15 protein-coding genes and 1 pseudogene are annotated in these 26,293 nt (G+C 45.8%); 14 read left to right on the forward strand and 2 right to left on the reverse strand.

Going from position 1 to position 26,293, the window contains the following annotated elements:
• The first annotated feature begins 327 nt into the window (after positions 1–327).
• From GC098_RS40745 to GC098_RS06705, 6 genes and pseudogenes are all read left to right on the forward strand, one after another.
• Positions 328–6,288 carry a rhamnogalacturonan lyase family protein gene (locus GC098_RS40745; RefSeq protein ID WP_171642236.1) on the forward strand — a complete coding sequence of 1,987 codons (5,961 nt, stop codon included), beginning with the start codon at positions 328–330 and terminating at the stop codon, positions 6,286–6,288.
• A gap of 19 nt (positions 6,289–6,307) precedes the next feature.
• Positions 6,308–6,465 (forward strand): annotated as a pseudogene (locus GC098_RS39850) (alpha-L-fucosidase); the annotation flags it as partial.
• A gap of 469 nt (positions 6,466–6,934) precedes the next feature.
• The gene (locus tag GC098_RS06690) at positions 6,935–8,797 is read left to right on the forward strand and encodes a glycosyl hydrolase (RefSeq protein WP_171642166.1); all 1,863 of its coding nucleotides are present in this window, start codon (positions 6,935–6,937) and stop codon (positions 8,795–8,797) included.
• A gap of 18 nt (positions 8,798–8,815) precedes the next feature.
• Positions 8,816–10,048 (forward strand): hypothetical protein, encoded by a 1,233-nt coding sequence (locus tag GC098_RS06695; RefSeq protein WP_171642168.1) that lies wholly within the window; start codon positions 8,816–8,818, stop codon positions 10,046–10,048.
• A gap of 412 nt (positions 10,049–10,460) precedes the next feature.
• The gene (locus GC098_RS06700) at positions 10,461–11,192 is read left to right on the forward strand and encodes a hypothetical protein (protein ID WP_171642170.1); all 732 of its coding nucleotides are present in this window, start codon (positions 10,461–10,463) and stop codon (positions 11,190–11,192) included.
• Between the two features lie 144 nt (positions 11,193–11,336).
• Positions 11,337–12,569 (forward strand): MFS transporter, encoded by a 1,233-nt coding sequence (locus tag GC098_RS06705; RefSeq protein ID WP_171642172.1) that lies wholly within the window; start codon positions 11,337–11,339, stop codon positions 12,567–12,569.
• A 63-nt stretch (positions 12,570–12,632) separates the two neighbouring features.
• On the opposite strand, the gene GC098_RS06710 is transcribed toward GC098_RS06705, so the two are convergent.
• On the reverse strand, positions 12,633–15,056 hold the full coding sequence (locus tag GC098_RS06710) for a beta-propeller domain-containing protein (RefSeq protein ID WP_171642174.1): 2,424 nt from the start codon (positions 15,054–15,056) through the stop codon (positions 12,633–12,635).
• 243 nt (positions 15,057–15,299) lie between these two features.
• Between GC098_RS06710 and GC098_RS06715 the strand changes: the two genes are divergently transcribed.
• From GC098_RS06715 to GC098_RS06745, 7 genes are all read left to right on the forward strand, one after another.
• Positions 15,300–15,470, forward strand: a complete 171-nt coding sequence (locus GC098_RS06715; RefSeq protein ID WP_171642176.1) for a hypothetical protein — start codon at positions 15,300–15,302, stop codon at positions 15,468–15,470.
• 208 nt (positions 15,471–15,678) lie between these two features.
• Positions 15,679–17,766, forward strand: coding sequence for a hypothetical protein (locus GC098_RS06720; protein WP_171642178.1), 2,088 nt, complete (start codon positions 15,679–15,681; stop codon positions 17,764–17,766).
• Positions 17,767–18,020: 254 nt separating this feature from the next.
• A complete protein-coding gene (locus GC098_RS06725; RefSeq protein WP_171642180.1) occupies positions 18,021–19,130 on the forward strand; it encodes an efflux RND transporter periplasmic adaptor subunit in 1,110 nt (369 codons plus the stop codon).
• A complete protein-coding gene (locus tag GC098_RS06730) occupies positions 19,127–19,813 on the forward strand; it encodes an ABC transporter ATP-binding protein (RefSeq protein ID WP_171642182.1) in 687 nt (228 codons plus the stop codon). Before GC098_RS06725 ends, GC098_RS06730 begins: the two co-directional genes overlap by 4 nt.
• A complete protein-coding gene (locus GC098_RS06735; protein ID WP_216625181.1) occupies positions 19,813–21,015 on the forward strand; it encodes an ABC transporter permease in 1,203 nt (400 codons plus the stop codon). The genes GC098_RS06730 and GC098_RS06735 overlap by 1 nt, the downstream gene beginning before the upstream one ends.
• 15 nt (positions 21,016–21,030) lie before the next feature.
• Positions 21,031–21,720 (forward strand): 4'-phosphopantetheinyl transferase family protein, encoded by a 690-nt coding sequence (locus tag GC098_RS06740; protein WP_171642186.1) that lies wholly within the window; start codon positions 21,031–21,033, stop codon positions 21,718–21,720.
• A 79-nt stretch (positions 21,721–21,799) separates the two neighbouring features.
• A complete protein-coding gene (locus GC098_RS06745) occupies positions 21,800–23,242 on the forward strand; it encodes an alpha/beta hydrolase family protein (RefSeq protein ID WP_171642188.1) in 1,443 nt (480 codons plus the stop codon).
• Between the two features lie 189 nt (positions 23,243–23,431).
• Here GC098_RS06745 and GC098_RS06750 read toward each other — a convergent pair whose 3' ends face one another.
• Positions 23,432–25,018 carry an esterase/lipase family protein gene (locus tag GC098_RS06750; RefSeq protein ID WP_171642190.1) on the reverse strand — a complete coding sequence of 529 codons (1,587 nt, stop codon included), beginning with the start codon at positions 25,016–25,018 and terminating at the stop codon, positions 23,432–23,434.
• 460 nt (positions 25,019–25,478) lie between these two features.
• On the opposite strand from GC098_RS06750, the gene GC098_RS06755 reads away from it, so the two are divergent.
• A complete protein-coding gene (locus GC098_RS06755) occupies positions 25,479–26,282 on the forward strand; it encodes a thioesterase II family protein (protein ID WP_171642192.1) in 804 nt (267 codons plus the stop codon).
• Positions 26,283–26,293 lie beyond the last annotated feature (11 nt).

The following is a 26,293-nucleotide window of genomic DNA, read 5'->3' on the forward strand; positions in this document are numbered from 1 at the left end:
GCAGCATTACTTCATGGAACAATAAACGCCTCTGGAATAGTAAACTGGTACCCATAGACTGGACACTTAGAAAAAAGTGTTCAGGCTGTGTGTACCTTTTTTTTGCTTAATAATGCATTTAAATACTCGCTATACACCGATTTGGAAGCGCATTCAAAATAACTGTTTTTTAAACAAAGAGAACGTTTTTTTAAATGGGAAAGAAGAAAAAAACCATCTATGATGTGAAGAGGAAAACATTGCCAATGGGATGGAGGTATGACGTAAGCAACGTGAACAGACATCATAGGAGAAGGAAAAACACATAGAAGGCGAGGACTCAGTATGATGAAGATGAAAGCAAGTCGAATAGTAGCAACTCTATTGTGTGGTCTTATGGTTTCCTACAATATGCTCCCAGCTCTGCCTTATGGTGAATCTACTGCCCATGCGGCAGAGGCGTTTGTAAAGAAATTTGATTTCGGTTCAGCGAGCAGCCCGGTCATGGCAGGCTATACTCAAGTTCATGATCAGTTGACCTATACGCAGGAACGGGGATATGGGCTTGAAACAGCGTTGCCGGCAGGAGCCTCAAGGAATCGATCAGGCGGTACGGATTTGACGAACGATTTTATTCTGGGAACACCCTTCACGTTCTTAGCGGATGTACCGAACGGCAATTATAACGTGACGATTTATTCGGGCGATCTGCTCGCAGGTACGTCCACAACGAAAACTACGGTTGCCCTCGAAGGGGTGACGAAAGGAACGATTTCAACGAAGGTAGCTATTGCACAAGCAACCTACAGCACCACGGTAACTGACGGTCAATTAACAGTTGGCATCTCTACAGGCTACAGCGGCACAGGCGCTGGCTATTTGAACGGTCTCGTCATTGAACAGGTGCCAGCAGCGACGGCTCCTTCGACTCCTCAATCACTCGCTGTAACAAACATTAATTCCACACCGGGTGCAGCTTCTGTATCACTGGGTTGGAGCAGTGTAACGGATTCGGTCTATTACAACGTGTACCGTGCGACGAATAGCATCACGAATTATGATTTTATCAAACAAGTGACGGTTAATTCTTACACCGATACGGCAGTTTCTGTAGGAAATACCTATTCCTATCAAGTGACTGCTCTGAATGCAGGGGGTCTTGAATCCGCAGCAAGCAGTCCGGTAACGGCGGCAGTGGTCCCGACAGTAACCATTCCGGCTGCTCCTGCCAATTTAATTGTAAGCGGTGTTACTTCGGACAAAGTGTCCTTGCAATGGTCAGCATCGAATGGAGCAACGGGTTATACGGTATTCCGTTCGGATTCTGCTACTGGAATTTACACCAAGCTCGGCATAGTAACATCGACAACGTACACAGATTCTACGGCAGACACATCGACTGTTCACTACTATCAGGTAAAAGCAACGAATGCGGCAGGGGTGTCTGAAGCCTCGAGCGTGGCAGCAAGCACGGTATATGTTGCGCCTAATGTGCTTCCAGCTGGACTGCCGTTGAAATTAGACTTCGGTCCTGGGGCCGTAGCTGACGGCTATTTCGGTATAACGACTCCAGTGGCCTACACAGCCCAACTGAAATACGGATTTGCCAATCCTTCGCTCGTCAGCTCTGGTAACAGTGGCACATCGGATCCACTGGAATCCGATTATCTATCGCCGGCTGGCACCTCCTTCAACGTGGATCTGCCAAACGGGGATTACGCTGTTACGGTTACGGCAGGTGATGCCAATGCGGCAACGGAAGTGGCTGTTTCCGTAGAAGGAATGACGGCAAACAAAATTGCGCTCACACCTAAGGCAGCTGGTGATTATTTGGAGCAGATGTTCGAAGTTGCCCTGGTTGATGGTCAGTTGAATATCAGCTTCTCGGGTTCTGCGCCCAAAATTAATGGGCTTGTCATTTCAAAGCTAGCGGATCGTGTGGCAGGAGAAATGCCAACGGTTTATATCGCAGGGGATTCTACGGTACAGACCTACGATTCGTATTGGAAGCCTCAAGCCGGTTGGGGGCAGATGATTTCCCGCTATTTCACTTCCGACATCACTTTCAGCAACCAGTCCATCGGAGGACGCAGCAGCAAAACGTTCCTCACGGAAGGCCGGTTGGATAACATTTTGCGAGCGATCAAGCCGAATGACTACTTCTTGATCCAATTCGGTCATAATGATGCGACAATCTCCGTGCCAGAACGGTATGCATCTCCCGAAGATTATAAAAACTATCTGAAGACGTATATCAATGGCGCTAGGCAGCGTGGAGCTATACCAGTTTTAGTTACGCCTGTCGGCCGCAGGGATTTTAACGCGACAACCGGCATCTTCAATGTCAGCTTCCCGACCTACGTAGCTGCTATGAAAGAACTGGCACAAGAAATGGATGTAAAACTCGCGGATCTCAGCGCATTAAGTCATGCGTACTATGACACTATCGGCCCAATTGGAACGCTAGCGGTCTTCCTCCATGTACCCGTTGGTACCTACACCGCCTTCCCTAGCGGTAATGCGGACGATACGCACTTCCAGGAATATGGCGCAATCCAAATCGCGCGTCTTCTGTCAGGTGGGATTAAAGACTTGAACATTCCACTTTCCGCCTATGTCACGGATGTTGCACCTCCTGCTGCAGTTCCATCGAAGCCGATCGGTGCAGTGGCAAGCAGTGTGAGCAACGCAGGAGCTGTATTGACATGGAATGCAGTAGAAGGTGCGGATATATATAAGATTTATAGAAAGTTAGCATCAGACACCGCTTACGTCTTAGTGGGGACGTCGACAGTTCCGACGACTACGATTCAAGGTATGACGGAAGGGCTAATCTATGACGTGGTCGTTACAGCAGTTAACGGCAAAGGGGAGTCCGAGCAGTCAGATGTCATCGTCATCAAAACAAAGCATGCGACGATTAAGTTCGACTTCGGTTTGGCTACCTCTCCGGTTCAAGATGGCTATACTGGCGTTAACCTTTCTTCCACATACACGGCGGAGAAAGGCTACGGCATCAAGAACCCAACAGGAATGATTGGTCGTGATCGTACGACCGGTACCGACCTGCTCCGTGATTGGCTCGGCTACTTCAACGTCGGCTGGGAATTCATGGTGGATCTGCCGAATGGTCTTTATTCCGTTAAACTTTACGTTGGCGATTATTTGGGAAGTGCAAGAACAACCGTTGCCATCGAAGGGACAGACTTTGGGACCGTTACAGCGGGCAACAAATCCGTCGTTGAAAAAATTATTTCACAGACTTCCGTTAGTGATGGACAAATGAACTTCAAGTTCGGCGGTGCAACCGCTATCGTAAATGGTTTGGAAATTACACCGATATTAATGGCGCCTACAGCTTTGAAAATCGATGCGAAGAACACAGATCCAGAAAGTCCTTCCGTTTCCCTTTCGTGGACCAGGGTAGAGGACGTCGCGAAATACAATGTTTACCGCAAGGTAAGCGGTACGTCAAAATTCCAGCTGCTGGGCAGCACAACGACGAGCACTTATGTTGATAACACTGTTGATGTTGGGATGGAGTACGAGTACCAAGTGACGACAGTGGACTTGGCCTCAACGGAAACCGGCCCATCCACATCTCTCACCGTATCCATGATTGATCCAAATGTTCCAATTCCTGCGATACCTGTTAATCTTCAAGCGGTGAGCGTGAATAAGAATGATCTCACCCTTAGCTGGGATACGGTCGCAGGAGCCAAAACGTATAACATTTACCGTGCTGAGTCTAACAACGGCGCCTTCGAGTTGATTGGAAAATCGAGCCAGTCCAGCTATACCGATGCGACAGTACTTACGACCATTCCGTACTATTACAAGGTATCTGCCGTAAGCGCAGGAGGTGTATCCGGGCAGTCCGAAACACTGGCAACTCCAGCTGTTACCGTACTGTATCGGCAAGCCGAGTATCTTGATCGCGCGCTTGTAGCAGTTAAACAAGATAATGGTGTCTATGTAGGCTGGAAAATGCTTGGTACAGACCCATCTAACATCGCATTCAATCTGTACCGCAGCGGTGTCAAAGTAAATGCGGAACCGATCACAGGCGCAACAAATCTGCTCGATGAAGCGGGAACGGATAAATCTGTATATCTTCTGAAAACCGTTATCGGAGGTAGTGAGAAAGTGGCTTCGAAAGAAGCATCTGTATGGCAAAACAATTATATGGCCATACCGCTCCAGAAGCCGGAGGGCGGCATCACGAAATCCGGAGAAGCCTACACCTACAGTGCGAACGACACTAGTGTCGGCGATGTGGATGGCGACGGCACGTACGAGTTGATCGTGAAGTGGGATCCGTCCAACTCCAAAGATAACTCTCAGGCCGGATATACCGGCAACGTTTATGTCGATGCCTACAAGCTGGACGGTACTCGCCTGTGGCGTATCGACCTTGGACCGAACATTCGCGCTGGAGCGCACTACACACAGTTCCAGGTTTACGACCTGGATGGGGACGGCAAAGCAGAAGTTACGTTCAAAACAGCCAATGGCACAATTGACGGAACAGGTATGGCTATTGGTGACGCAACGGCCGATCACCGGAACAGCAGTGGTTATGTGCTGGAGGGACCTGAATATTTAACCGTCTTTAATGGTTTGACTGGAAAAGCAATCGCAATGACGGATTACGATCCGCCTCGCGGAGTCGTTTCGGATTGGGGCGACCCTTATGGCAATCGGGTGGACCGTTTCCTGGCAGCAATTGCTTACCTCGACGGTGAGCACCCGAGCTTGATTTTCAGCCGTGGCTATTATACAAGAACGGTGATTGTTGCTTACGATTTCAAAAATGGAGCATTAACGAAAAAATGGCGTTTCGATTCAAACGATGAAGGGCTTGGAGCAGCCTATACAGCACAAGGAGATCATAACTTGTCCATCGGCGACGTAGACGGCGACGGTAAGGATGAGATCACGTTCGGGGCTATGGCCATCGATGATGATGGTACGCCGCTATATAATACCGGACTCGGTCACGGGGACGCGCAGCATCTGGGCGACCTGGACCCTTCCAGACCAGGGTTAGAATTCTTCAATGTGCATGAGCATCTAGATTCTCCTTATGGTATGGACTTCCGGGATGCAAAAACGGGCGAAATTCTTTGGGGCGTGTGGACGGGGATGGATACCGGACGCGGCATGTCGGCGGACATCGATCCGAACTATTTGGGCGAAGAGGTATGGTCTGCAACAATAACGAATGCGCAGCATATTCCGATCTCCGGTCTTTACAGCGCGAAAGGCGAATTGATCAGCACGACCATTCCAAGCTCAACGAACTTCGGCATCTGGTGGGATGGCGACCTGAACCGCGAGCTTTTAGACGCCAACCACGTTGATAAATGGGACTATGTGAACCATACGACGAATCGGTTGTTTACAGCTGAAGGGGCGTTGTCAAACAACAGCACGAAATCAACGCCGAACTTGCAAGCCGACCTATTAGGAGATTGGCGAGAAGAAATCGTGTGGAGAAATACAGACAGCTCAGAGCTGCGTATTTATACGACGAGCACGGTGACCAATACAAAGCTGCGTACGCTAATGCATGATCCGATTTACCGCTTAGGTGTCGCATGGCAAAATACCGGTTACAATCAACCTCCTCATACTAGTTTTTACCTTGGAGCTGGTATGGAAGAGCCGGCTGCACCGCATCTTACGATTGTGAACGAGCCAGCACCTGCAATACCACCAACGACTACCGATGACGCTCCTGCAGGCTGGGTGAACAAAGACGTAACAGTAACGCTAACCGTTAGTGACAACGGATCCGGCGTAGGCGGCACCTACTATATGGTCGATGGCGGTGCAGAGCAGCAAGGTACTTCCATTATCATCACAGATGAGGGTACGCATACTCTCACTTACTGGAGCGTTGACAAGAAAAGTAACGCTGAATCTCCACATACGGTAATCGTGAAAATTGACAAAACGGCACCTACATTCAATCTGGTTCTGGATCAAACTGCTTTGTGGCCGGCAAATCACGAAATGATTCCCGTGAAAGCAATGATTAGCGCAAATGATACCCTTTCTGGCAACTCATCTGTTGTTCTTACTTCCATTACAAGCAGCGAACCTGATAATGGGTTAGGAGACGGAGATACGTCAGATGACATTCAAGGAGCGCAAATCGGTACATTGGACACGGAATTTATGCTTCGATCAGAGAGATCAGGTAAAGGTGATGGGCGCACATACACTATCACCTATACGGCTACTGACTTAGCAGGAAACACAACGACCCAAACAGCTAGCGTTTTAGTGGGAAAACTCAAATAACATAATGTGGTTAATTTGACATGAGCCTTGTTACCAAGACAAGGAAGCTTATGACGATTTTTACACCGCTCAGTTAACCGAACTGCTTACGCAGTACGGCCCGCTTGTTGAAGTTGGTTCGATGGCGCCGGTTCTCATGGCAGGGAATATGATTGGAGACGTAATATCGGTTTAGTGTTGATCATTCATTGATGAAGCAAGCTTAATTCGTGGTCACTCGCGGATTAGGCTTGCTATTCGTGTTGGTGTGAGCCTGCTGGTACTTGCTGAGCGGTTAATTACCGCTCTCGATATGTACCGGCTGAGAGAAAGCCGCATAACCGCTCATAACCGGCATACATTTTGTATACAGTTTCGAGAGGGAACCAGCCATCGCTATTCGAAGTATGATTGTGAAAACTCCTTCTCAGCCAGGTTCCCGTTTGTTCATATCGAAGCCGATCCAGGGACTACCCAAGATACCTTTGGTAAACTTGTACATGAGCAGTTTTTAAGAAAGTTGGTATTTTTTTACGAAATCTTAAAAAAGCTAACATTTGTAGGTTTTTGTTTATATACGCCCTCCGAAAAGGGCTCTAAAATAGGTACAGCGGAGAGTTGAGCAACACAGATCTCCTGAGTCAGTTCAACCACGGAGGTCATATGAATGAAAAAGTCAGGATTGCAAAATAGTCAATTAATAAAGAAAGAGCCAACCGGTTACGACCTGCTAAGAGAAAAATTTAGTAGGCCTCCTATGGAACATCGCTCCGTACCGTTCTGGTCATGGAACGGTTTGCTTACGCAGAACGAATTGGACGCACAAATTGAAGGATTCAAGAAACAGGGAATGGGCGGCTTTATGATCCACGTAAGGGAAGGGCTGGAAACGCCATACTTAGGTGATGAATTTATAGAACGTATTAAAGAGACAGTTGCAAAAGCGAAGAAGGAAGGCGTTTCTGCGTGGTTATATGATGAAGACCGCTATTCTTCAGGAATGGGCGGAGGTAGGGTGCCCCGATTAGGCGGCGACGCCGTGCGGGCTAAAGCATTATCATTAACTATTTGCCGCGATTATGAAACAGACGATTCCATTCAGGCAGTCTATCAAGCGAGTATTCTCGGTAACGAGTTGCTTAGCTGCAAAAGAATACACAATTGGAAAAATCCGATTAGTTTGCTAGGGGGAGAGGAAGTTTACTTGGTTATGCGCCGTCATATCGCATCGCCGAATGAGTGGTGTCACGGTGATACCTATCCGGACAATATGAATCCCCAGTCAGCCAGATTATTTATCGAGACGACATATGATTGCTATAAGGAAGCCGTGGGAGAGGAGTTTGGGCGCACGGTGCCAGGGATTTTTACGGATGAACCATCCATTCGAGGATTTCAGGAGCAGCTTAATGAACCGGGGCTGACTTGGATATCTTGGTCGGATCTCTTACCCCAAACTTTCTCAGATAGGAACGGTTATGAGATTTGGGATACACTCCCTTACTTTTTTTTCTTTGGTCCCTTCTCCTCGAAGATCCGCCATGACTACTGGAAGACAGTCACCGAAATGTTCTGCGATGCCTACACGAAGCAGATCGGCAATTGGTGTGGAATGAATGGTCTTTCCTTTGCTGGGCATTTCTGTGATGAAGGAGATATCGTCGGTGCGGTCCGACACTGCGGGGCTGTCATGCCTCATTACCGTTATATGGATGTCCCCGGAATCGATACGTTATGCGAGCAAACGGATGAAAGCCTGACGATCAAGCAGGTGTCCAGCGTCGCGAATCAATATGGAAAGAAAAAGGTCATTACGGAAACGTATGGCGTCACAGGATGGGGCTTGACGTTTGAAAGCCGCAAATGGATCGGGGATTGGCAGTTCGCGCTTGGTGTTAACTTTTTGACCCATCACCTGGCACTATATTCTCTTCGTGGATGCCGCAAGCGAGATTATCCGCCTTCTTTTAATTATAATGTAAACTGGTGGGAACATAATCGTGTCATGGAAGACTATTTCGCACGGCTTGGGGGAGTGCTTAGTGAAGGCACTGTGGTCAGGGATGTGTTGGTGATTCACCCGGCGACCTCGGTGTGGACGAAACTCGGCCAGGATGTTTGCTCGACCGAATGGCTCAATCAAGCCGGAAATACCGAAGAACTGAAGGAGTACAACAGAGAATTCAACGATCTCATCCGACAACTCCTTGGCGAACACTATGATTTTGATCTGGGAGACGAAATGATCCTGAAGGAGATAGGTAGTGTACATAAAGATAGGTTACTCGTTGGACAAGCAAGTTACGAGGTTGTCGTACTGCCCGGACTCCATAACTTGCTTAGAACGACGTATGAACTGCTGATCACTTACCTGGATGCAGGAGGAAGTGTACTATCATACGGAGAGGTTCCAATGTGTATAGATGGAGAACAGCACCCACGATTTCATCGGCTTTATACCAAACATGAGCTTCTGAAAGAACTGGGATCTTATGCTGGCCGTACGCTTAGCTTAATAGACCATAACTGACAAGAGGCCGACCAACTTTTGTGCATGCGTCGAGAGCTGTCGGACTGTACGATTTTATTTGTTGTGAATAATGACCGAGAATCCGGATGTGAGGTAGAAGTTCGAATCAAAGGAAGTGGACGGATAGAGGAATGGAACCCGCTTACAGGTGAAAGTTGGGAGAAGCCTGTTCAATCTCACAATGGGGATATCATCTTCCAAGAGCACTTCGGTCAGGCAGATTCCAAATTGTATATCTTATCTGGTTCGAGAGAGATAACGTTGCCAGCAGAACGAAAATGGGGTAATCTGCAGCCATTGACCAGCCTAGGGCCAGTTACCCGGTTCACGAAGACAGGTCCAAACGCGATTGTACTTGACTCCTGCCAATACCGGATCAAAGATGAATCATGGTCAGAGATGATGAGTGTTTGGCAAGCGCAACAACTCGTTCGCGAGAAGCTGCATATGAGACAGGTTTTTGCCAATGGCAATCTTCAGAGACATTTTTGGATCCATGATTCTCATGTAAATAATGGCACACCAATCACTTTCCGGTTCGCTTTTCACGTGAAGGACATCCCGGTAACCGATACGTTTATTGTCTTCGAGCAAGCGGAGAGGTTTCGCTTTCTGTTCAACGGACAAATAATATCAGATAAGCCGGAGGGCTGGTATTTGGACCGCAGTATGTCAAAACTTAAGCTTCCATTACTGCTTCAAGGAGAGAATATGCTGGAGATCAGTTGCGAATATACACATGACATGGAGATCGAGGATGCATTTCTAATCGGCGACTTCGCTCTTGACAGCAATTGGAGTCTGGTTAAGGAACCAACGAGTCTACGATTTGGAGACTGGTGCTTGCAAGGTTATCCGCACTATTGCGGAAGTATGGTCTACCACTTCGAGCTTGATGTGAATCTTGAGGAAGGCAATCGGATCGTGTTGGAACTTGGCCCTTATGAGGCAGTCACGTTAACTATTAAAATAAACGGACAGCATGAGCAGCCAATCCCATGGCGACCTGCGAGGGGAGTAGAACTTACGGGCTCACTCACAAATGGAATCAACTCCATTGATATCGAGGTTGTTGGCAGTCCCCGAAATCTACTAGGTCCTTTGCATGAGGCCGGGCCAAATTCGACTTGGGTTGATTGGTGGTCTTTTCGTCCTACGGGACAGGCGTATTCACCCGAATATGTCCTTCGTCCATATGGTTTGATGGGGCAAATTCATATTTACCAGATCGCCCCCATAGTAAATGCATAGTGGAATCTTAGTCCGCGTTAGCGCGGGCTTTCTTATTGGCGATAAAACCTACCTCTAAACGCGGTCGCTCATCCTTGAATTGCCTCGATAGAGGTTTTCTCATTTTCAGACCAAGCGAAAAACCGCCTTTACATGCCAGTACTTCCTCTGATTAAATGGTATTATCAAGAAAGGCGGAGCCTGCATGAGAATACTTCATCCGATCCTCTATATCAAGAATAGATCCACCTCGTTGTTTCTTCGACTCCTCTCAGGCTTTCTGTGCATTACTTTGCTTTTGAGCACCCTTACGTTATATTCCTTCACTGTCTCCAAACAAAACGTCCGGAAGGAAATCGTTAAGTATAATACCCTTATGCTGCATAATACGATGGAAAGCTACGAGAAGCATTTTGACATGATCAAAAGGTAAATGCTGCTTTATTTCCTCAGTGAGAAAGTTCAAAAGTTCCATTCGAATCCGAAATACATTGATTTTCCCAGCATACAACAGGACATAAATTCATGGGTCTCCAATAATCAGTTGTTTATCAACAATATTGTTCTTTACTCGAAGCGCGATGAGATGATCTTGGAAAAGGGAACGAGTACAAAAGTGGATACGATGTTCCAGGTTATCTATGAGAATGAAGCATACTTGCCTGACTTCTGGCGCGGGCAGTTTAACCAGGATTATAACATTCGCATTTTTCCTTCCACCATTTTTCATAATCAGATGTATCGGGATCAGACAGGGGACGAAGAGCTGATTCCCGTCATTTTCAAAACGGCGGGCAATAGCGATTTCATGATGGTCGTATTCCTGGATGCGGGCAAGATGTATGAAGCTTTTCATCGTACGATCAACGAAGATTTTATGATTCATAACGGACAGGGTCTAGCCCTCTTCCGAAGTAAGGGTCAGGATCCGCCCATTGATTTAGAAGAGCTGGGCAAGCACCATACCACAGAGTACCTGAGGGATGCGGCATATTATTTTCAGTCTACGGGAACAGAAAGCGGGTTCACTTATGTCCAGCGTGTTCCGATTGAAAGAATCGCATCCCAAACCCGTTTGAACATTACCTTAATCATCGCCATTGCTATCTCAATCGCGGCAACGCCTAAAGGCTATTTTGCTAGTAAATGTTGTAGTTTGTATTAGTTTGTACAACAATTCGAACCCATTTGACTTAAAATTAATCATTGGCCGGAGATCCTCTTCGTCCTCGTGTTCTAATAGACAGATGGCGAACGTACGTGCTATAATTGGAAGATTCTGAGTGTCATCATAGATTGGAGATTAGGTATGAATCAATCGTTACTTCGGAATCGGACATTTGTTTTCATGATGATCGGAGAAGCCATTCAAGGCGCAGGTATTTGGACAAGTATCATTGCTAATTTGCAATTTATGCAAAGCCACGTTCCGTCGGATTTAGGCAAGAGCTTGATCTTGATGTGTGGTTTATTTCTCGGTGTGCTCATTTCGCCGCAAGCCGGGGTGTGGGCAGACCGCTATGATAAGAAAAAAATATTGTTTATATCAGGGCTTGTCCGCTGTCTGGCTCCGATTGTCATGTTTGCGGCTATTCACTACCAATCCGTCGCCATTATGCTGTTGTCCGTCGTCATCATGCAAGTAGCGGCTACTGTTTATATGCCTACCGTACAAGCAGCGCTGCCTTCCGTCGTTCCGGCTTCCGAGCTGCTTAAAGCGAACAGCTTAAACTTTAACGTGATTACAATAGCGAGAATCGGCGGTACTGCTGCAGCAGGTATATTGGTATCCATGATGAATTTGTACACGGTCTACGCGCTGTCGCTTGCTTTTTATGTCATTCTCGTGATGCTTATTACACAATTGAGGATTCCAAATACTGCGGATTCAGCGGCTACAAGAAAGCAGGAGAAAATCCGCTTTACGGAGTTATTTCCACTCATTCGGGCAGAACCGTCTATATTCATCGCACTTATCAATAGCGGAGTTATTACCTTGTTTCTAGGCGGTTTTAATTTGCTTGTACTGAAGTTTAGTCAAATTCAGCACAAACCGGAACTGATGGGCTGGATCTATTCTTTAGAAGGCACGAGCATTTTGATTGCGGGTCTATTTGCAAAGCGTGCGATCGGCATGCGGAATCTGGTAACCAGCTCTACGCTTTTCATGTTATTATTTGCTCTTTCTTTTGCAGGAATGTCCTTCAGCGAAAGCAGCTATGCGGTTCTCGGTTCCTTCGTATTGTTTGGTTGCGCAGTCGCTTTTTTCTTTCCGATGGTATCGACACTCTTCCAAATCAAAGTGCCCAAAGAAGCACAAGGCCGCTTTTTCTCATTTCGAGGCATGCTTGACCGCGTCATGTTCCAGATTTCGCTGCTTGCGACCGGCGCCTGTCTCGATTGGTTCGGGATCTCTACATTTTTACTGACACTCGCCATTATTACAATATCAAGCGGGATCTTGACGTTGTTCATTGCCAAACGAAAATCAATGGACGTCCGGCAACCGAGCATTGGAGACACAGTTGTTGGAAATAAATGAATCTAGAGAACGAACAAGCCCCGATCCTTGTAGGAATCGGGGCTTTATTCGTCGTGACAAGGACTACGGAATTACTACCGAGTTCTTTTCCTGCAACGTGCTGAGATCGTTCGCTTTGATGAATCCGTTCGAGACGGTGTACAGCGTCTCGCCAATATATAGAACGCGCTGTACCTGTTTGTCGCCGGCATAAACGTATTGTCCGGCTTTTTGCAGATCTTCCTGAGTAAGGTGGGTTATGCCGCCACGGAACTGGAAGCCCTTTTCCAAATCAAGGTTGTAGACGTACGCTCCTTGGAAAGCAAAATTGCCGTATGCGCTGGCAGGCTTCTTCGAATTGTTTGTTGTCTGATTCGAGTCGATTTTCATTACGTTAACCGGGAAGGAAAGCAGATTTTTTTCCTTGTTAAAGAGCAAGGCACGGTGATTGTGCAGCACCTCGGAATCCGTACCGCGGTCCCCGATTAGTTCCTTAAATTTCTCCTTCGGATTATTCACATCGGTTACATCGAACAGCGCCACTTTCATGCCTTGGTAATAAGCAATAGACTGCGGTCCATTCGGGTTTTTGTTGTCGACCTCGGTCGTATCTTTCCCGAAGCCAATAATGTGGTTTTCGTCATAAGGATGCAGATAATCGCTGTAACCAGGAATCTTCAACGCACCTAACAATTTCGGCTCAGCGGGATCTTTTAAATCTATGACGAATAGCGGATCTGTGTTTTTAAAAGTAACCATGTAAGCCCGGTCGCCCATGAAGCGGGTGGAATAAATCCGCTCTCCTGGAGCGATGTTTTCGATCTTGCCTTTCTCTTTCAGGTTCGCGTCAAGTATGAATACATGGTTCTTTGATATTCCCTCATCTGTCCGACCCATTTCGCCTGTAGTTGTAGCAAGCCTGAAATGGCCGTTATGCTCATCCATGGAAAATTGATTGAGTAAGCGTCCGGGCACCTTGCCAGTATGTTTGTACTCTCCTTTACCTGCGTTCAGTCCGAATTGATAAATAATCGTTTCCTGCTGGGGAGGTTCAACAGGAGGGCTGGCCCCGTTCGGCTCACCGACTCGTATGCCTTGAGCAGAATCACCAGCAGGCATCCTCATTGGTTGGATTCGCATTTGTTCATAATTCGTCACGGCGATATACAAGTTCTCTTCGGATGCATACACGTTCTGGCCTGAGCCGAGGTAAGAAGTGACATTCATCGTCTGCTTCAATTCATTCAGGTTGATGCCTCCGATGAGCACATAGTTAGGATCCAGGGCTTTCGGCAAGTAATAGACCTGATTGAGCGGAATAGAGGTAAAGGAATCGCCTGCCGCCGAATCTCGATAAGCAGGAACTAGCCCAGTCTTCGCTTCTTCTTTATCCGTCATTTCCCGGTATTGGTAGTAATTCACGTACTTATTGGAGATAAAATAAAGCGACGATCCGATTTTGCGGGAAGAAACGTAGTTTCCTTCAAGCTCAGCTTCCTTCAGGAGCTTCAGGCTGCTCCGGTCGGTGAGGTCGTAAACCATGACCTTTGCGGTTCCCTGGGACCTCATAGGCAGGATCATTTTCTTCCCTGTGACGCCGCCTGCACTATTATAAGGGATCGGTTTATAGTTCTGATAAGAATTACCAAGCACGATCAGATACTTGTCGTCCACGTAGATTTCACTTGGCTGGAACTGAGTGTCTTGATTTCCCGGGAAATCGAGAATGCTCAGCACTTTCATCTGGTCGGCGGGATAAGCCTGAGTGACTACGATACGCTGCTTGTTTACCGTATAGATGTACTTTCCGTCAGTCTTGACGACATCGGATTCATCCACACCTTGCACTTGCACGTTCGTGCCGGAGTAGCTGGGTACCGCTACACTGGCCGAATCTTGGACCACAACAGAAACACTGTCACTTGTTGGAGCCGAAGCGTTGCCGAAGGATTCAGATTTAGCTTGTTTGGATGTTGTTGTTGTTAAAGTAACTTTGGCGGACCCACTGCTTTCATTCTGCGTCAAAAGTGTGACCAAGTGGTCATAGGTACCGACTACCGGCAAGCTGTCAGCTTGCTTCGTGACGTTCACTGAGCTGGTTGCCGAATCCCAGCGAACAACATGATTTGCGCTTTCCATAAAGAAGCGTAGCGGAACGTACATAGAACCATCTACCATTTGCGTGCTGCCGTAAATGGTGTTTGCTTTACCGTTCACGTAGGCATAATCCGAATTCAATGGGAGCTTCAGCTCGAACCCGTTACCAGTAACAACCGCAAGCCGTTCTGCTGCATTCCATGTCACTTCCATGCTTAAAGCCTTTGCTAGATCCCGAACAGACGCCATTAGAATACCATCTATTAATTTAGGCTGCAGCGAGAATGCGATCGGCTGGCCCTCAAACCGGACCACTGGTGCCTGATCGGCGTTAGTGGTAACGGGGACAAAGGCGGACGTTAAGATCGTAGCGGAAAGCAAGAGGCCGGCGACCAAACCTTTTTTCTTCATCTTTTTCATCCTTTTTTTTTCATAAGTTTTGAGGGTTTCCATTATTTTCATCTATATCCTCTTAACGGATGAGCTTTCTGATTTGTTTCAGCGATTCGAAAATATTTTTATTTGTTATCCAAACCAGCAATTTACAAGGAATGATGGAAATGGCATTTACAATTAATCTATTTGTATTTAATACCGTGTAAATAAAAAAAAACTAAACTAATCATATAACTCAGTCGCGAAGGGAGAAAACTCATGGATATCAACACTTATGCTTTGGAAAAAATGATGGCTCAAAGAAAAGCGGAAATCGAACAATCCGTGCCGATGGAATGGGATTTACCGAAAGTAAAAAAAGAAAACGAAACAAGTTGGTTGATGAAATTGCAACCTCCTTTTATCAATAGAGTTGGCTTAGTTCGGTAATATTCAAGATTTACTTCATAAATTCCAAGTAACCATAGTCATGGAGCACGCTTTCGCAGTTGCTCCTTTTTTAATTCTTCCGCTTGAGTACTCTGGTTAAAAATGAAGTAATTATGAAGCCAGAGGATTATCGCTATTTGCAACGAATACTTTCAAAAAATCCCTAAATTGGAGAAAGGATGAAATAATGATTATGAAGTCGCCTATCATGAAACTGGCAGCATTGGCATTTTCCATTTCGCTCACTCTAAGCACTGTAACACCCGCTATTGCCAATGGGGAGGGATCCGCGATCATTGGAAAGGTCTCCATTTCGGAACAAAGTTACTTTGAATTAAAGCAAATTCATTTGACGACATCTCAGAACAGTAAGCTGGCTGTAATCCATATATCGATTCACAATGGAGGCAGCAGCGCATTAAAAGTGATCGATTATTGGATCCGCTTAAAAAACAAATCAGGCAGCCAATTCCCCGCACGTTCACTTCCTTCTGATAAAGACAAGACTTACGTTGCTCCAGGCTCGAGTGTGGACATGACTTATTATGCAAACGTGAATGAAAACACGCAGCTTCAAGATTTGGTTGTTGAGTTTATGAATTGGGATTTGAACCGGACAAAATTCGAAAGAGTGCTCGGTGAAGTCTCCGTACCCGATACTTACACGGATGTGACCCCATCCCAAGAGGGATCGATCCTTCGAGTGGGAGAAACGGACTTAAAAGCTTCGATCAAGAAGCTCGTCAGCAACAAAAACGAAAAATATCTTGTGCCTACCGTTTATTTAACACTAGAGAATGTAGGTGCTAACGCGATTACAATTCCGGCCTACCTATTTTCGATTCGCACACCGGAAGGACTTCTGTATCCTTTGGAAGCGAAAGGACTCAAAGATTTAGCTATCAAACCGAAAGAAAGCAAAGAAATCCAGTTATCCGGAACGATTCCGGTTGCCGTTTCTTCGGATCATTGGGAGCTAGTCATAACGGAGACTGACACCGATTTGAAAGTCAATCTGCCTGTGGCCGCATTTCAGCTTCCTGCCGCAACCTTGAATCAAGGCGGTTCCATCGGCAAAGCCTACTCTTTCACAAGCAAATCCGGCGTTTATACCGCTGAAATGAATGCTTTATACCGGCTCCCATGGGAAGATCAGGATCTAGTGAGCGCAGATATTACCTTAAGCAATAAAGGTCCGGATACACTGTCCATACCGAACTTGACCGGATACTTTCTTCTAGACGATGCGGTTAAAATCGAAGCCAATGTCGTGCAAACGGCGAATGTAGTCGGTATCGCATCCGATTCGTCTTTGAATTTGCAAATGGTAGGAAAAATTCCTTATACATCGAAGTATTCGCGAATGAAGTTGGTGCTGCAGGAGAAAGAAAGCGACACGGTCACAACGGATGTGGTTGAGTTTACTAGTCAATCCGAGCTGCAGGCGATTCCCTTCCACAGTTTGGATCAGCCGTACATCCTTGACGATGCGGGTAGAAAAACCGGCTTTAAGATCCGCAGCCTTAATCGCTATACAAGCCAGGCAAGCTCATTGGTTATCGCACAAGTAGAAGCGACGAATATGGAGAAAAGATATACGGCGCCCACAAAGCTAGTCGCTCATTTCAGGGCAGCTGACGGAACGGTGCTTCCAGCCTCGGTTGCCGAAGTCAAAAATAAAGTAAGTCCGAATGGCACTGCACTCCTGAACGTATCCGCTTCGCTTCCTAAAGGGTTTTCTACGGAAAACATGCACCTGATCATCGGTGAGTCCGTAACGGAAGGCAAGCTGACGGAAAGCGGAGGCAAACCCGATTCTTACGTGAAACCCGTGGCGTTCATGCTTCCTGAAATGAAGGTTGATGTGAAGGACTCACTGAAGAACGTTATCGTATACCCTTATCAGATTTCACTCTATCAATTTGGAACAATGGTCGAAAACAGCACGTTTACCCTTAAATTCAATTATGAAATCAGCCGCGAAGGCTATCTAGAAACGAATGTAGACGGACACAAGCTGGTACTTGTGTTTGAAGACGGTGGCGGAGAAAAGTCCTTTGAGAAGTCGTTCGAGATGAAGGATTTCGATCCAGTCGAAGGTGAAACGCCCGAAACAGTGGGGACGAAGCTGAAAATCGGCAAACATGAGAACTTTAAAATACAAGTAACAGATGCCGATTTGATATTCAAATCTTCTTTCTTGAAGCAGTATAAACTTAGTTTATATGAAGAATATCAAGGGCAAAGAAAGCTATTGGCAACCCAAAAGGCGGACTGGTTCATTACAACGGACTAAAGTGGGGAGCATTTGATCGGAGCGTCAGGACTTCGCATTTATCTCAATAAAACCTTTATTTGGAAATAACACTCAGAAAACATAACAAGGTTAATATATTCATGATTCATCCTTCTAGTCATCCATCTGTGATTGTTCCACTCCTTCAAGAAGGGTTTCAACTATTCATCTCATGCTTTTATGCCAAGAAGCTTTAGTGCTTTTTGGCACAAAAGCATACATTTAGATACCTAAAGAATGGGGAGAGAATGATCGTGTTGAGAAAAGCGCTTTGGGGAGTATTGGTTGTCGTCCTAGTGGTTGTTGCAGTACTAGTTACAGGTGTTTTAACCTCAAAAGGAAGTACGGCGGTTGCCGTAAAAGTCTCCACAACGAAAGAAGGGAATATAACGAAAGAAGTATTCGCGAATGGTAAGATTGAGTCAAAAGTTATCAAGGAACAATTTGTAACATCCGGCGGTATCATTGAGAAAATTCACGTCAAAAAAGGCGATCCTGTCAAAAAAGGTCAGGAGCTGCTTACGTTGTCAACGACGGATTTGAATGCGAAGCTGAAACAAGAGAGGCATCAACTTCAATTGAATCTCGCTGAGAAGGAGAAGTTTCTGAAAGATCAGGAAAAAGTGAGAAAGCAAACGTTCGAAACGGTGAAAAAAGAAATGAGCGAAACAGGCTCAGCTGTGAGTTTGGAATCCTTTGACGAAAATAGTGCTGTTGATGCGAAATTGTACGATCTAAAAATTCAAGACGCAGAGTCCAATATCGATGACATCCAGAAAAAGCTTGAAAAGAATCAATTACTTGCTGATATCGATGGCATCGTGACTGGGATTTCCGTCAAAGAAGGACAAGAGATCACGCTGGGAACATCATCATTTATGATTACAAACGTGTCTCAATTACAGATCAAAGCGAACTTGGCGGAAAACGATGCCAACCTAGCTAAAGTAGGGATGAAGGTTAAGGTATCGGGCGACGCATTCACGAATACCTATGCAGGAAGCATTTCCTATATATCACCAGTTGCCGTCACATCCGAGCTGGATGCCAAGGAGTCAGTCGTTGAGTTCAGGGTCGATCTCGAACAGTCGGATGTAGAGCTTCGTCCCGGATATAAAGCGACCGTTCAAATAACCATCGAGAACGCTGCTCACCATATCGTACCTCTTAGCGCTGTAAAGCGGGATGGTCAACAGTCTTACGTATTTAAGGTTGTTGAGAATAAAGCTGTTCGAACCAACGTTAAGCTTGGGGAGGAAAACGACGAATTTGTCGAAGTTCTCGAAGGACTGCAACCAGGTGATCAGATTATTGAAGGACCTTCCGCTGACGTGAAAGAAGGCGTGCAGGTGGTCATAAAATGATCGCATTGGAGGGAATTCATAAAGTTTATCGCAACGGCGCGTTGGAAGTTCAAGCCCTTAAACCGACGAATTTGACGATCGAGAAAGGGGATTACGTAGCGATCATCGGACCTTCGGGATCTGGTAAATCGACGCTTATGAACATTTTGGGTTGCTTGGATATTCCAAGTGGTGGTACCTATAAGTTGGATAGTCAAGAAGTCCAATCGTTGACGGAAAAAGAATTAGCCAAGGTTCGGAATAAGAAGATTGGGTTCGTGTTCCAAAATTTCAACCTGCTCGCCAGGCAAACGGTTCAGAGCAATGTGGAGCTCCCGATGCTGTACGGAGGCATTGCCTCTTCGGTTCGTACGGAACGGGCAAGCAGCTTGCTGGAGAAAGTCGGCTTGGGAGGTCGCGTTCATCACCGCCCGAGCGAATTGTCCGGCGGACAAAAGCAGCGTGTCGCGATAGCAAGAGCGTTGACGATGAATCCAGCGATACTGCTGGCCGATGAGCCGACAGGTAACTTGGATCAAAAGTCGTCTCATGAGATTATGGCGCTATTCACTCAACTGAACGATGAAGGATCTACGGTGATTGTCATTACCCATGAAATGGACATTGCGGAGCATGCCAAACGCATACTCCGCTTCGGAGATGGGGAAATCATCGAAGATCGCCGAAAGGAAAGTGAGCGATAGTGAGTATATGGAAAAATCTATTGATTTCCTTGGACAGCTTGAGAGTGAACAAACTCCGTTCTTTGCTTACGATGATCGGCATTATCGTCGGTGTTGCATCCGTCGTCTTGGTTGTATCCATCGGCCAAATTGGCAAAGGCTCCGTCGTATCGGAGCTCGCTAAATACTCTCCAGGCGTTTTCTTCGTAACGCCGTCCACTACCGCGACTAAAGCCGATAAGATCCAAATAACGATGACGGATTTAAAGCAGGTGAGCAGGCTAGAAGGCGTTCAAGCTGCTTCAGGCTCATTAGCCATGACCATGGCTTCCAAATCGGGGGACTCGACGATCAATTTTAACGTGACAGGCACGTTTGCGGACATCGTCAAATTTATGAACTTGAAAACGGAATCGGGCCGGTTTTTTACCGTAAGCGAACAAAAGTCGCGCCAAAAGGTGATCGTCGTAGAATCAGACTATGCAATTAGTCAGTTTGGCTCCGCAGAACAGGCTGTAAATCGAAAGATCACGTTGGATGGGAATAAATACGAGATCGTTGGTGTGTACAAGTCCGATAAATCGATTTTATCAGGACTGGATGGTAAAAATTATTCTGCTTATATGCCTTATGATTCCTTGCCTCTGCTCAAAGAGGGCACTAACAATGAACTGGACTCACTGATGGTGATTGCAAACACCACGAATTCCATGGAAAAGGATAAGTCGGGAAAAGCGATAACGAGCCATTTAGCCAAAGCGCATAACACAGAAAGCAGTGATTATGAAGTTCAGAAGGTAGAGGATTTCCAGCGAAACCTCGACGTTGTATTTAATGTTATGCAGATCCTGATAGGTTCTATTGCAGGCATTTCCTTGTTAGTCGGCGGTGTCGGCGTCATGAATATTATGCTAGTGTCCGTTACGGAGCGCACGAGGGAAATCGGCACCCGCAAAGCAATTGGAGCTACGCCAGGGCTGATCTTACAGCAGTTTATGATGGAGGCAATCATTCTTTGCTTTCTTGGCGGGGTGGTTGGTATTTCAATCGGCGTACTAGGTTCGTTTGCCTTTTCGCTCATCACCAAATGGCAATTCATTTTGTCAGGGTGGACGATCGTGATCGCTTTTGGATTTTCTACGGCTGTAGGTCTGTTCTTTGGCTGGTATCCTGCGAAAAAGGCGGCCAACATGCAGCCTATTGAATCATTGAGATACGAATAAGCGAAGTAGGAGGGTGTGTATCTGCTCACGCTGCAGGTTTTTGCTGTGCATCTATCGGAAGAACTGGATAGACAGAAGTTTGACTGGATGTTTAATCAATTATCGCTGGAGAAACAAAGCAAGGTTCGGCGGATGTTGAAATATGATGATGCTGTTCGTTCGTTGGTGGGTGAGTTGTTGGTTAAGTATGCGATTGGCACGATGACGAAGCTGCCTCGGCATAAGATTCGTTTTGGCATGAATGCCTATGGAAAGCCCTACCTTGACGGTACAGATTCCGTCTACTTCAATGTCTCACATTCAGGAGACTGGGTCGTCTGCGCCATTGATTCAGACTCTGTGGGAATCGATGTTGAGAAGGTTCATTCGATGGATATGCAAATCGCTCGTCAATTTTTTTCCACAGCGGAGTACGAGCAATTGATGACTTTGCCCACCTCGCATCGTTTGGCCTATTTTTTTGACATCTGGACGTTAAAGGAAAGCTTAATCAAAGCAGATGGGAGAGGGCTTAGCCTCTCTTTGGATTCGTTCAGCATTAACAAGCAAGGTTCCGATATTCAGCTGATCGCCGGAGACGAAATAGCGAAATATCATTTTAAACAATATGAGATTGATCCGGCCTATAAACTATCCTTGTGTGCGATATCACGACTTTTTCCTGATAAAGTCATTCACGTTGACGTCGACTTGCTCGAGACATAAATTTCCAATCCTATCCGAATTCTTATATTATGTGTGTAATTGGAACATAATGGTAGAGATGACCGGAAGGGAGGGCTCCATGCGAATATTCGAGATCATGTTGCTTGTAGGCAATGTAATGCTATGGATCGTTGATAGATGGTTTAGGCGAAAAGCGGTTGGCGTAGCAGGCTGCTTGGCTATTGGTATTGCCCTGTTTCATTTCATTTTCGAAGGCTACAGATGGCAAATGGTTCCGCTCTACGCTCTGACAGCAGGCTATTTACTGTATTTGTTTGTAAAGACAAGACGCAATAAAGAGCGAAGTAAGCAGCCCCATTCAATTCGGAGCTTCCTGCTGCCGTTCTTATTGGCTGTTTCTGCTATACTGCCCATCCTGCTTCCCGTATTTAAAATCGACTCTCCATCCGGTCCTTATTCGGTAGGGACAGTCACCTATCATTGGACCGATCCGTCAAGAGAGGAAATATTAACGGACACCCCTAATGATCGGCGAGAGCTTCTTGTTCAATTGTGGTATCCTGCTCAAATCGATCATGCCTCAGCTAAGGCACTTTATATACCTGAGTATCGTCAGTTTGGGCTAGCGCTGCAGCAGGAATACAAGATCCCCGCATTCATTTTCCATTATTTGCGCTATATAAAAACGAATTCTTATGTGGTGTCCCCGCTCTCTGCAGAACAAGTCCAATATCCGCTCATTGTGTTCTCGCATGGGCTGCCAGGCACACGGTTTACGAGTACGTCTCAAATGGAGGAACTGGCAAGCAACGGCTATCTTGTTGCTGCGATTCAGCATCCCTACTATGCGATGACTACGGTGTTTCCTGATCAGCGCATCGCTCCCAAGACGAATAAGCTTCCTGCCGTAATCGACATTGACGGTTGGGATCGAATGATCGATGTATGGGTGAAGGATGCTCAGTTTGTACTGGACCAATTCGAAAAGCTGAATAAACAAGATCCGCAGGGTCTGCTAACCGGAAAAATAAACGTGGATAAAATCGGCATGCTAGGCCATTCCTTTGGAGGGGCGGCAACGATCCAAACGCTCTATGCGGATCAACGGCTAAAAGCCGGTATCAACATGGATGGAACTCCATTCGGCAAAACCATTGTAAACGGCCTAAAACAACCCTTCATGCAGATGAAGACGGAGGTTCTAGAGACGAATACGGATGTGGAACCGACCGAACAGCAATTGGCAAAGATCGGAGTTACCAAACAAGCATACGATAAATATAAAACGGAGATACCGATTCGAAATCGCGTCTTGTTCGGAAACGGTGGCGGTTATGCGGTAACCATCCGTGGGATCAAGCATATGAGCTTTACGGACTATTATTTATGGTCCCCCGGACTTCGGCTTATGGATGGCTTGAAATTGCCCCCCATGCAGGCACGGCATATCATTAATAGCTACGTGCTCGCATTTTTCGATAAATATTTGAATCAAAAGGCATCTACTATTTTGGATGAACCGATACCGCCATTTAATGAAGTAACCATTGAGAAAAAATGATTTTATAACGTTTCATAATAAAAAATGGGCTGTCCCAGAAGGTCAGAATCGACCTGAGGGAGAGCCCTTACAATTTAGAGGTATAATTTCCAGTTAATTTCTTAATTTCTCTTGAAACTACCTAATTAGAGGGATGTTTTCCCGTTATACCTAGATACTTCCGCCAAATCCTCCAAAGTTGCCTTCCGTTTAGTGTCTGTCACCCTTCTCATCGATGTAAATGGAACGAATCAGCGTTCTTTCGAAAGGAACACCTTTCTCTGTTTGTCCCTTTATGACGAATGAAGCTTGGTAGACACCTGGACTGCTTACGTCAGATAGATCTACATCACTGTTCGAATCGATGGTTGCGAGATTTTTTAATTTGGTAGTTTGCTTTTTGTCGGCGTTGCTGCCCTCAGGAGTAAAATCAACTTGATATTGGACTTTAAGCTTGTCTCCTTGCAATGAAGCCTTATCGCGTTCGACCTGTATCTTTGTCTTGTCATCGTTTAGCTTCAATCGAATGGATTTGTCCAAATTTGAATCATATCGAACTGTCATCAGGTAGCCGCCTGATTTAAGGCTGTGAGTCTTAAGTGTCCATTCTCCCTGTTTGGGATTATTCACCACGGCAATGTGATGCCAAGTGTTTTTGAACACCTGCTCATCTTGATAAGATTTGACATTTACGCTCGTTTGACCGCCTGAAGGGGAAATCAGTTCCACTTGATCTGCTTTCTGATCGGAGATCCAGTCCACAGTAATACTTTTAACGTCGTTTTCAACAAGAAAGCTTTCGCTGGAAGTTCCGCTGTACGCTCCGCCACGTACTAATAAATTGCTCGCTGTCCCGACCGTATTCTCTTGCGAAGCATCAGCTGGTTTATTGCTTGCAGTCGTGACGAGGTCGCTAGGAACAGCAGCTTTTGCCGATGCTGTGCTAGTGGCTGTTAAATACGGTTTGAATAAAGAGAATGTGGTGGATCCTTTGCGGATCGTATTATGATCCCAATCTCCGATCTTGACCGTAGTGCCCTTAGGTACATAGGAACTGTTTACAGTAACCACACCGTCGTTATTTCCGAATAGCGACAAGTAAAGTCCGCCGGCAAAATAGGAGCTGCTAGGTGATGAGGCCCAGCCTTTTCCAGCCAATGTATAGAACTTATTGTAAGAACTATTAGGGTTCGAATCGGTAACAGAGCGGAAGTAGTTCATGTAGGAGGTTTGCATGGAATAAGTGGCGTCGTTTTTGTAGCCGATGAGGTCGGCTAGCCACCCCGCCCAGCTTGAATAAGCAAGATCGGCCAACTCAGAACCATGATGCGGAGAGCTCAGTGTAATCACATTTGTAACGTAAGGATAGGCATTGTAGTGCACAAGAGCAGCTTGCGTATCCACGCCTCCCTTGCTGTGTGCGACGATCACAAGTTTCTTATTAAAGTATTGGGAGATGACGGCAATTTTTTGAGCTAACAGCTGTCCATTGTCCCACATATTTTTGGGAGTTCCGGCCGAATCGTTCAGTTCGATAAAAGCAGTCTGATAGCCGTTATTGTAAGCTGTTTGATACATATCATTGGTGTCATACCAAGAGCCTGCATTACCCCCGAGTCCTTGTACGAATAAAATGACAGGCAATTTCGCATTCAAGTTGGCTGGGGTTACTCCCGGTGACCATGTGCCTGGGACACGGTTTAAGTTAGGGTTAGAAACGGCAGCGGAGGCAGGAGCGATAACGAAGCTTATGACTAGTATGAAAGCTAGAATGATGGAAGTGGTAAATTTCTTCATGATTTCATTCCTCTCATTTCTTAATAGTAATCAAATTGGCTGGCCAGCCGATTCAATTATCTCATTATTTTCCTATTTATGTATTTTAATTGTTTATGAAGATGGGATATTTACATGCATTATAATTTATTTTTATAAAGATAATTTTAATTTAAATAACAGAAGAGTTTGGTCTAAATAGCCCTTTCTCTATGGTTATCCGGGGTTTAATGCAGGTAACATCCCGATATTTCACCATGTTAACTTTCCTGTAATTAACAATTCGTTCACATAAACTTTAATATTTACCATTATTTTCTTTATAAATATTTCTTATTCAGTTAACACTACGCTAATAATTCAGCATTAACTTTAAAGAGGTCAGGTGTACGTTTCTGGACAGGGGGGAAATAGCAATTTCTAGGTTAGAAGTGTTCTTTTTATTATAAAAACAATTTATTAGAGTGGAAGAGGTAGAGATATGACAACCAAACTTCATTCATGGTTCTTAAATGCAAATGTGAATTCCCGTGCCAACCTTCGATTGTTTTGCTTTCCATACGCTGGAGGAGGTGCTTCGGTATTTCGTGAATGGTCCCGTTTTTTCCCAAAGGATGTTGAGGTGTGCCCCGTTCAGTTACCTGGCAGAGAGAGCAGGGGACTTGAATCCCCAATGACCTCATTGTCGCAAATTGTCCAAGCGATTGTTGTGGAAATTGGGCCGTTGCTTCAAACGCCCTTTGTATTTTTCGGTCATAGCATGGGCGCATTGATTGCTTACGAAACAGCCCGCCAAATTAATAGAAAATATGGGAAACAGCCTGTTCATCTATTTGTTTCAGGACGTTCTGGCCCTGGGCTACCTTATACGAAGAAAAAGCTTCACCAACTTGCAGATGATGAGTTCAAAATGGAATTGAAATGCATGAATGGCACGCCAGAAGCGGTACTGCAGCATGACGAATTGATGCAGCTGCTGATGCCGAGGCTGAGGGCCGACTTTGAAGTATGTGAGACGTATTCTTACATCCAGGATCAACCGCTGCGTTGTCCGATATCCGCATTCGGCGGGAATGCCGATTACGATGTGAGCGTTGCTTCCTTGGCAGCTTGGAATGAACAAACCAATAACGAATTTTTTCTACATATGTTTGATGGAGATCATTTTTTTCTGCACAACCAACAAGAAAACATCATGCAGACGGTTTACGATAGCTTTCACAAAGTCCCTGCGAAACCGACCCAAAAGCAAGTCGTTCATACCGGTAACGTAATTTGGCTGTAGAGAACTATTAA

Origin of the sequence: Paenibacillus phytorum (assembly GCF_013141715.1) — a bacterium.
In the GTDB taxonomy this organism is placed as follows: domain Bacteria; phylum Bacillota; class Bacilli; order Paenibacillales; family NBRC-103111; genus Paenibacillus_E; species Paenibacillus_E phytorum.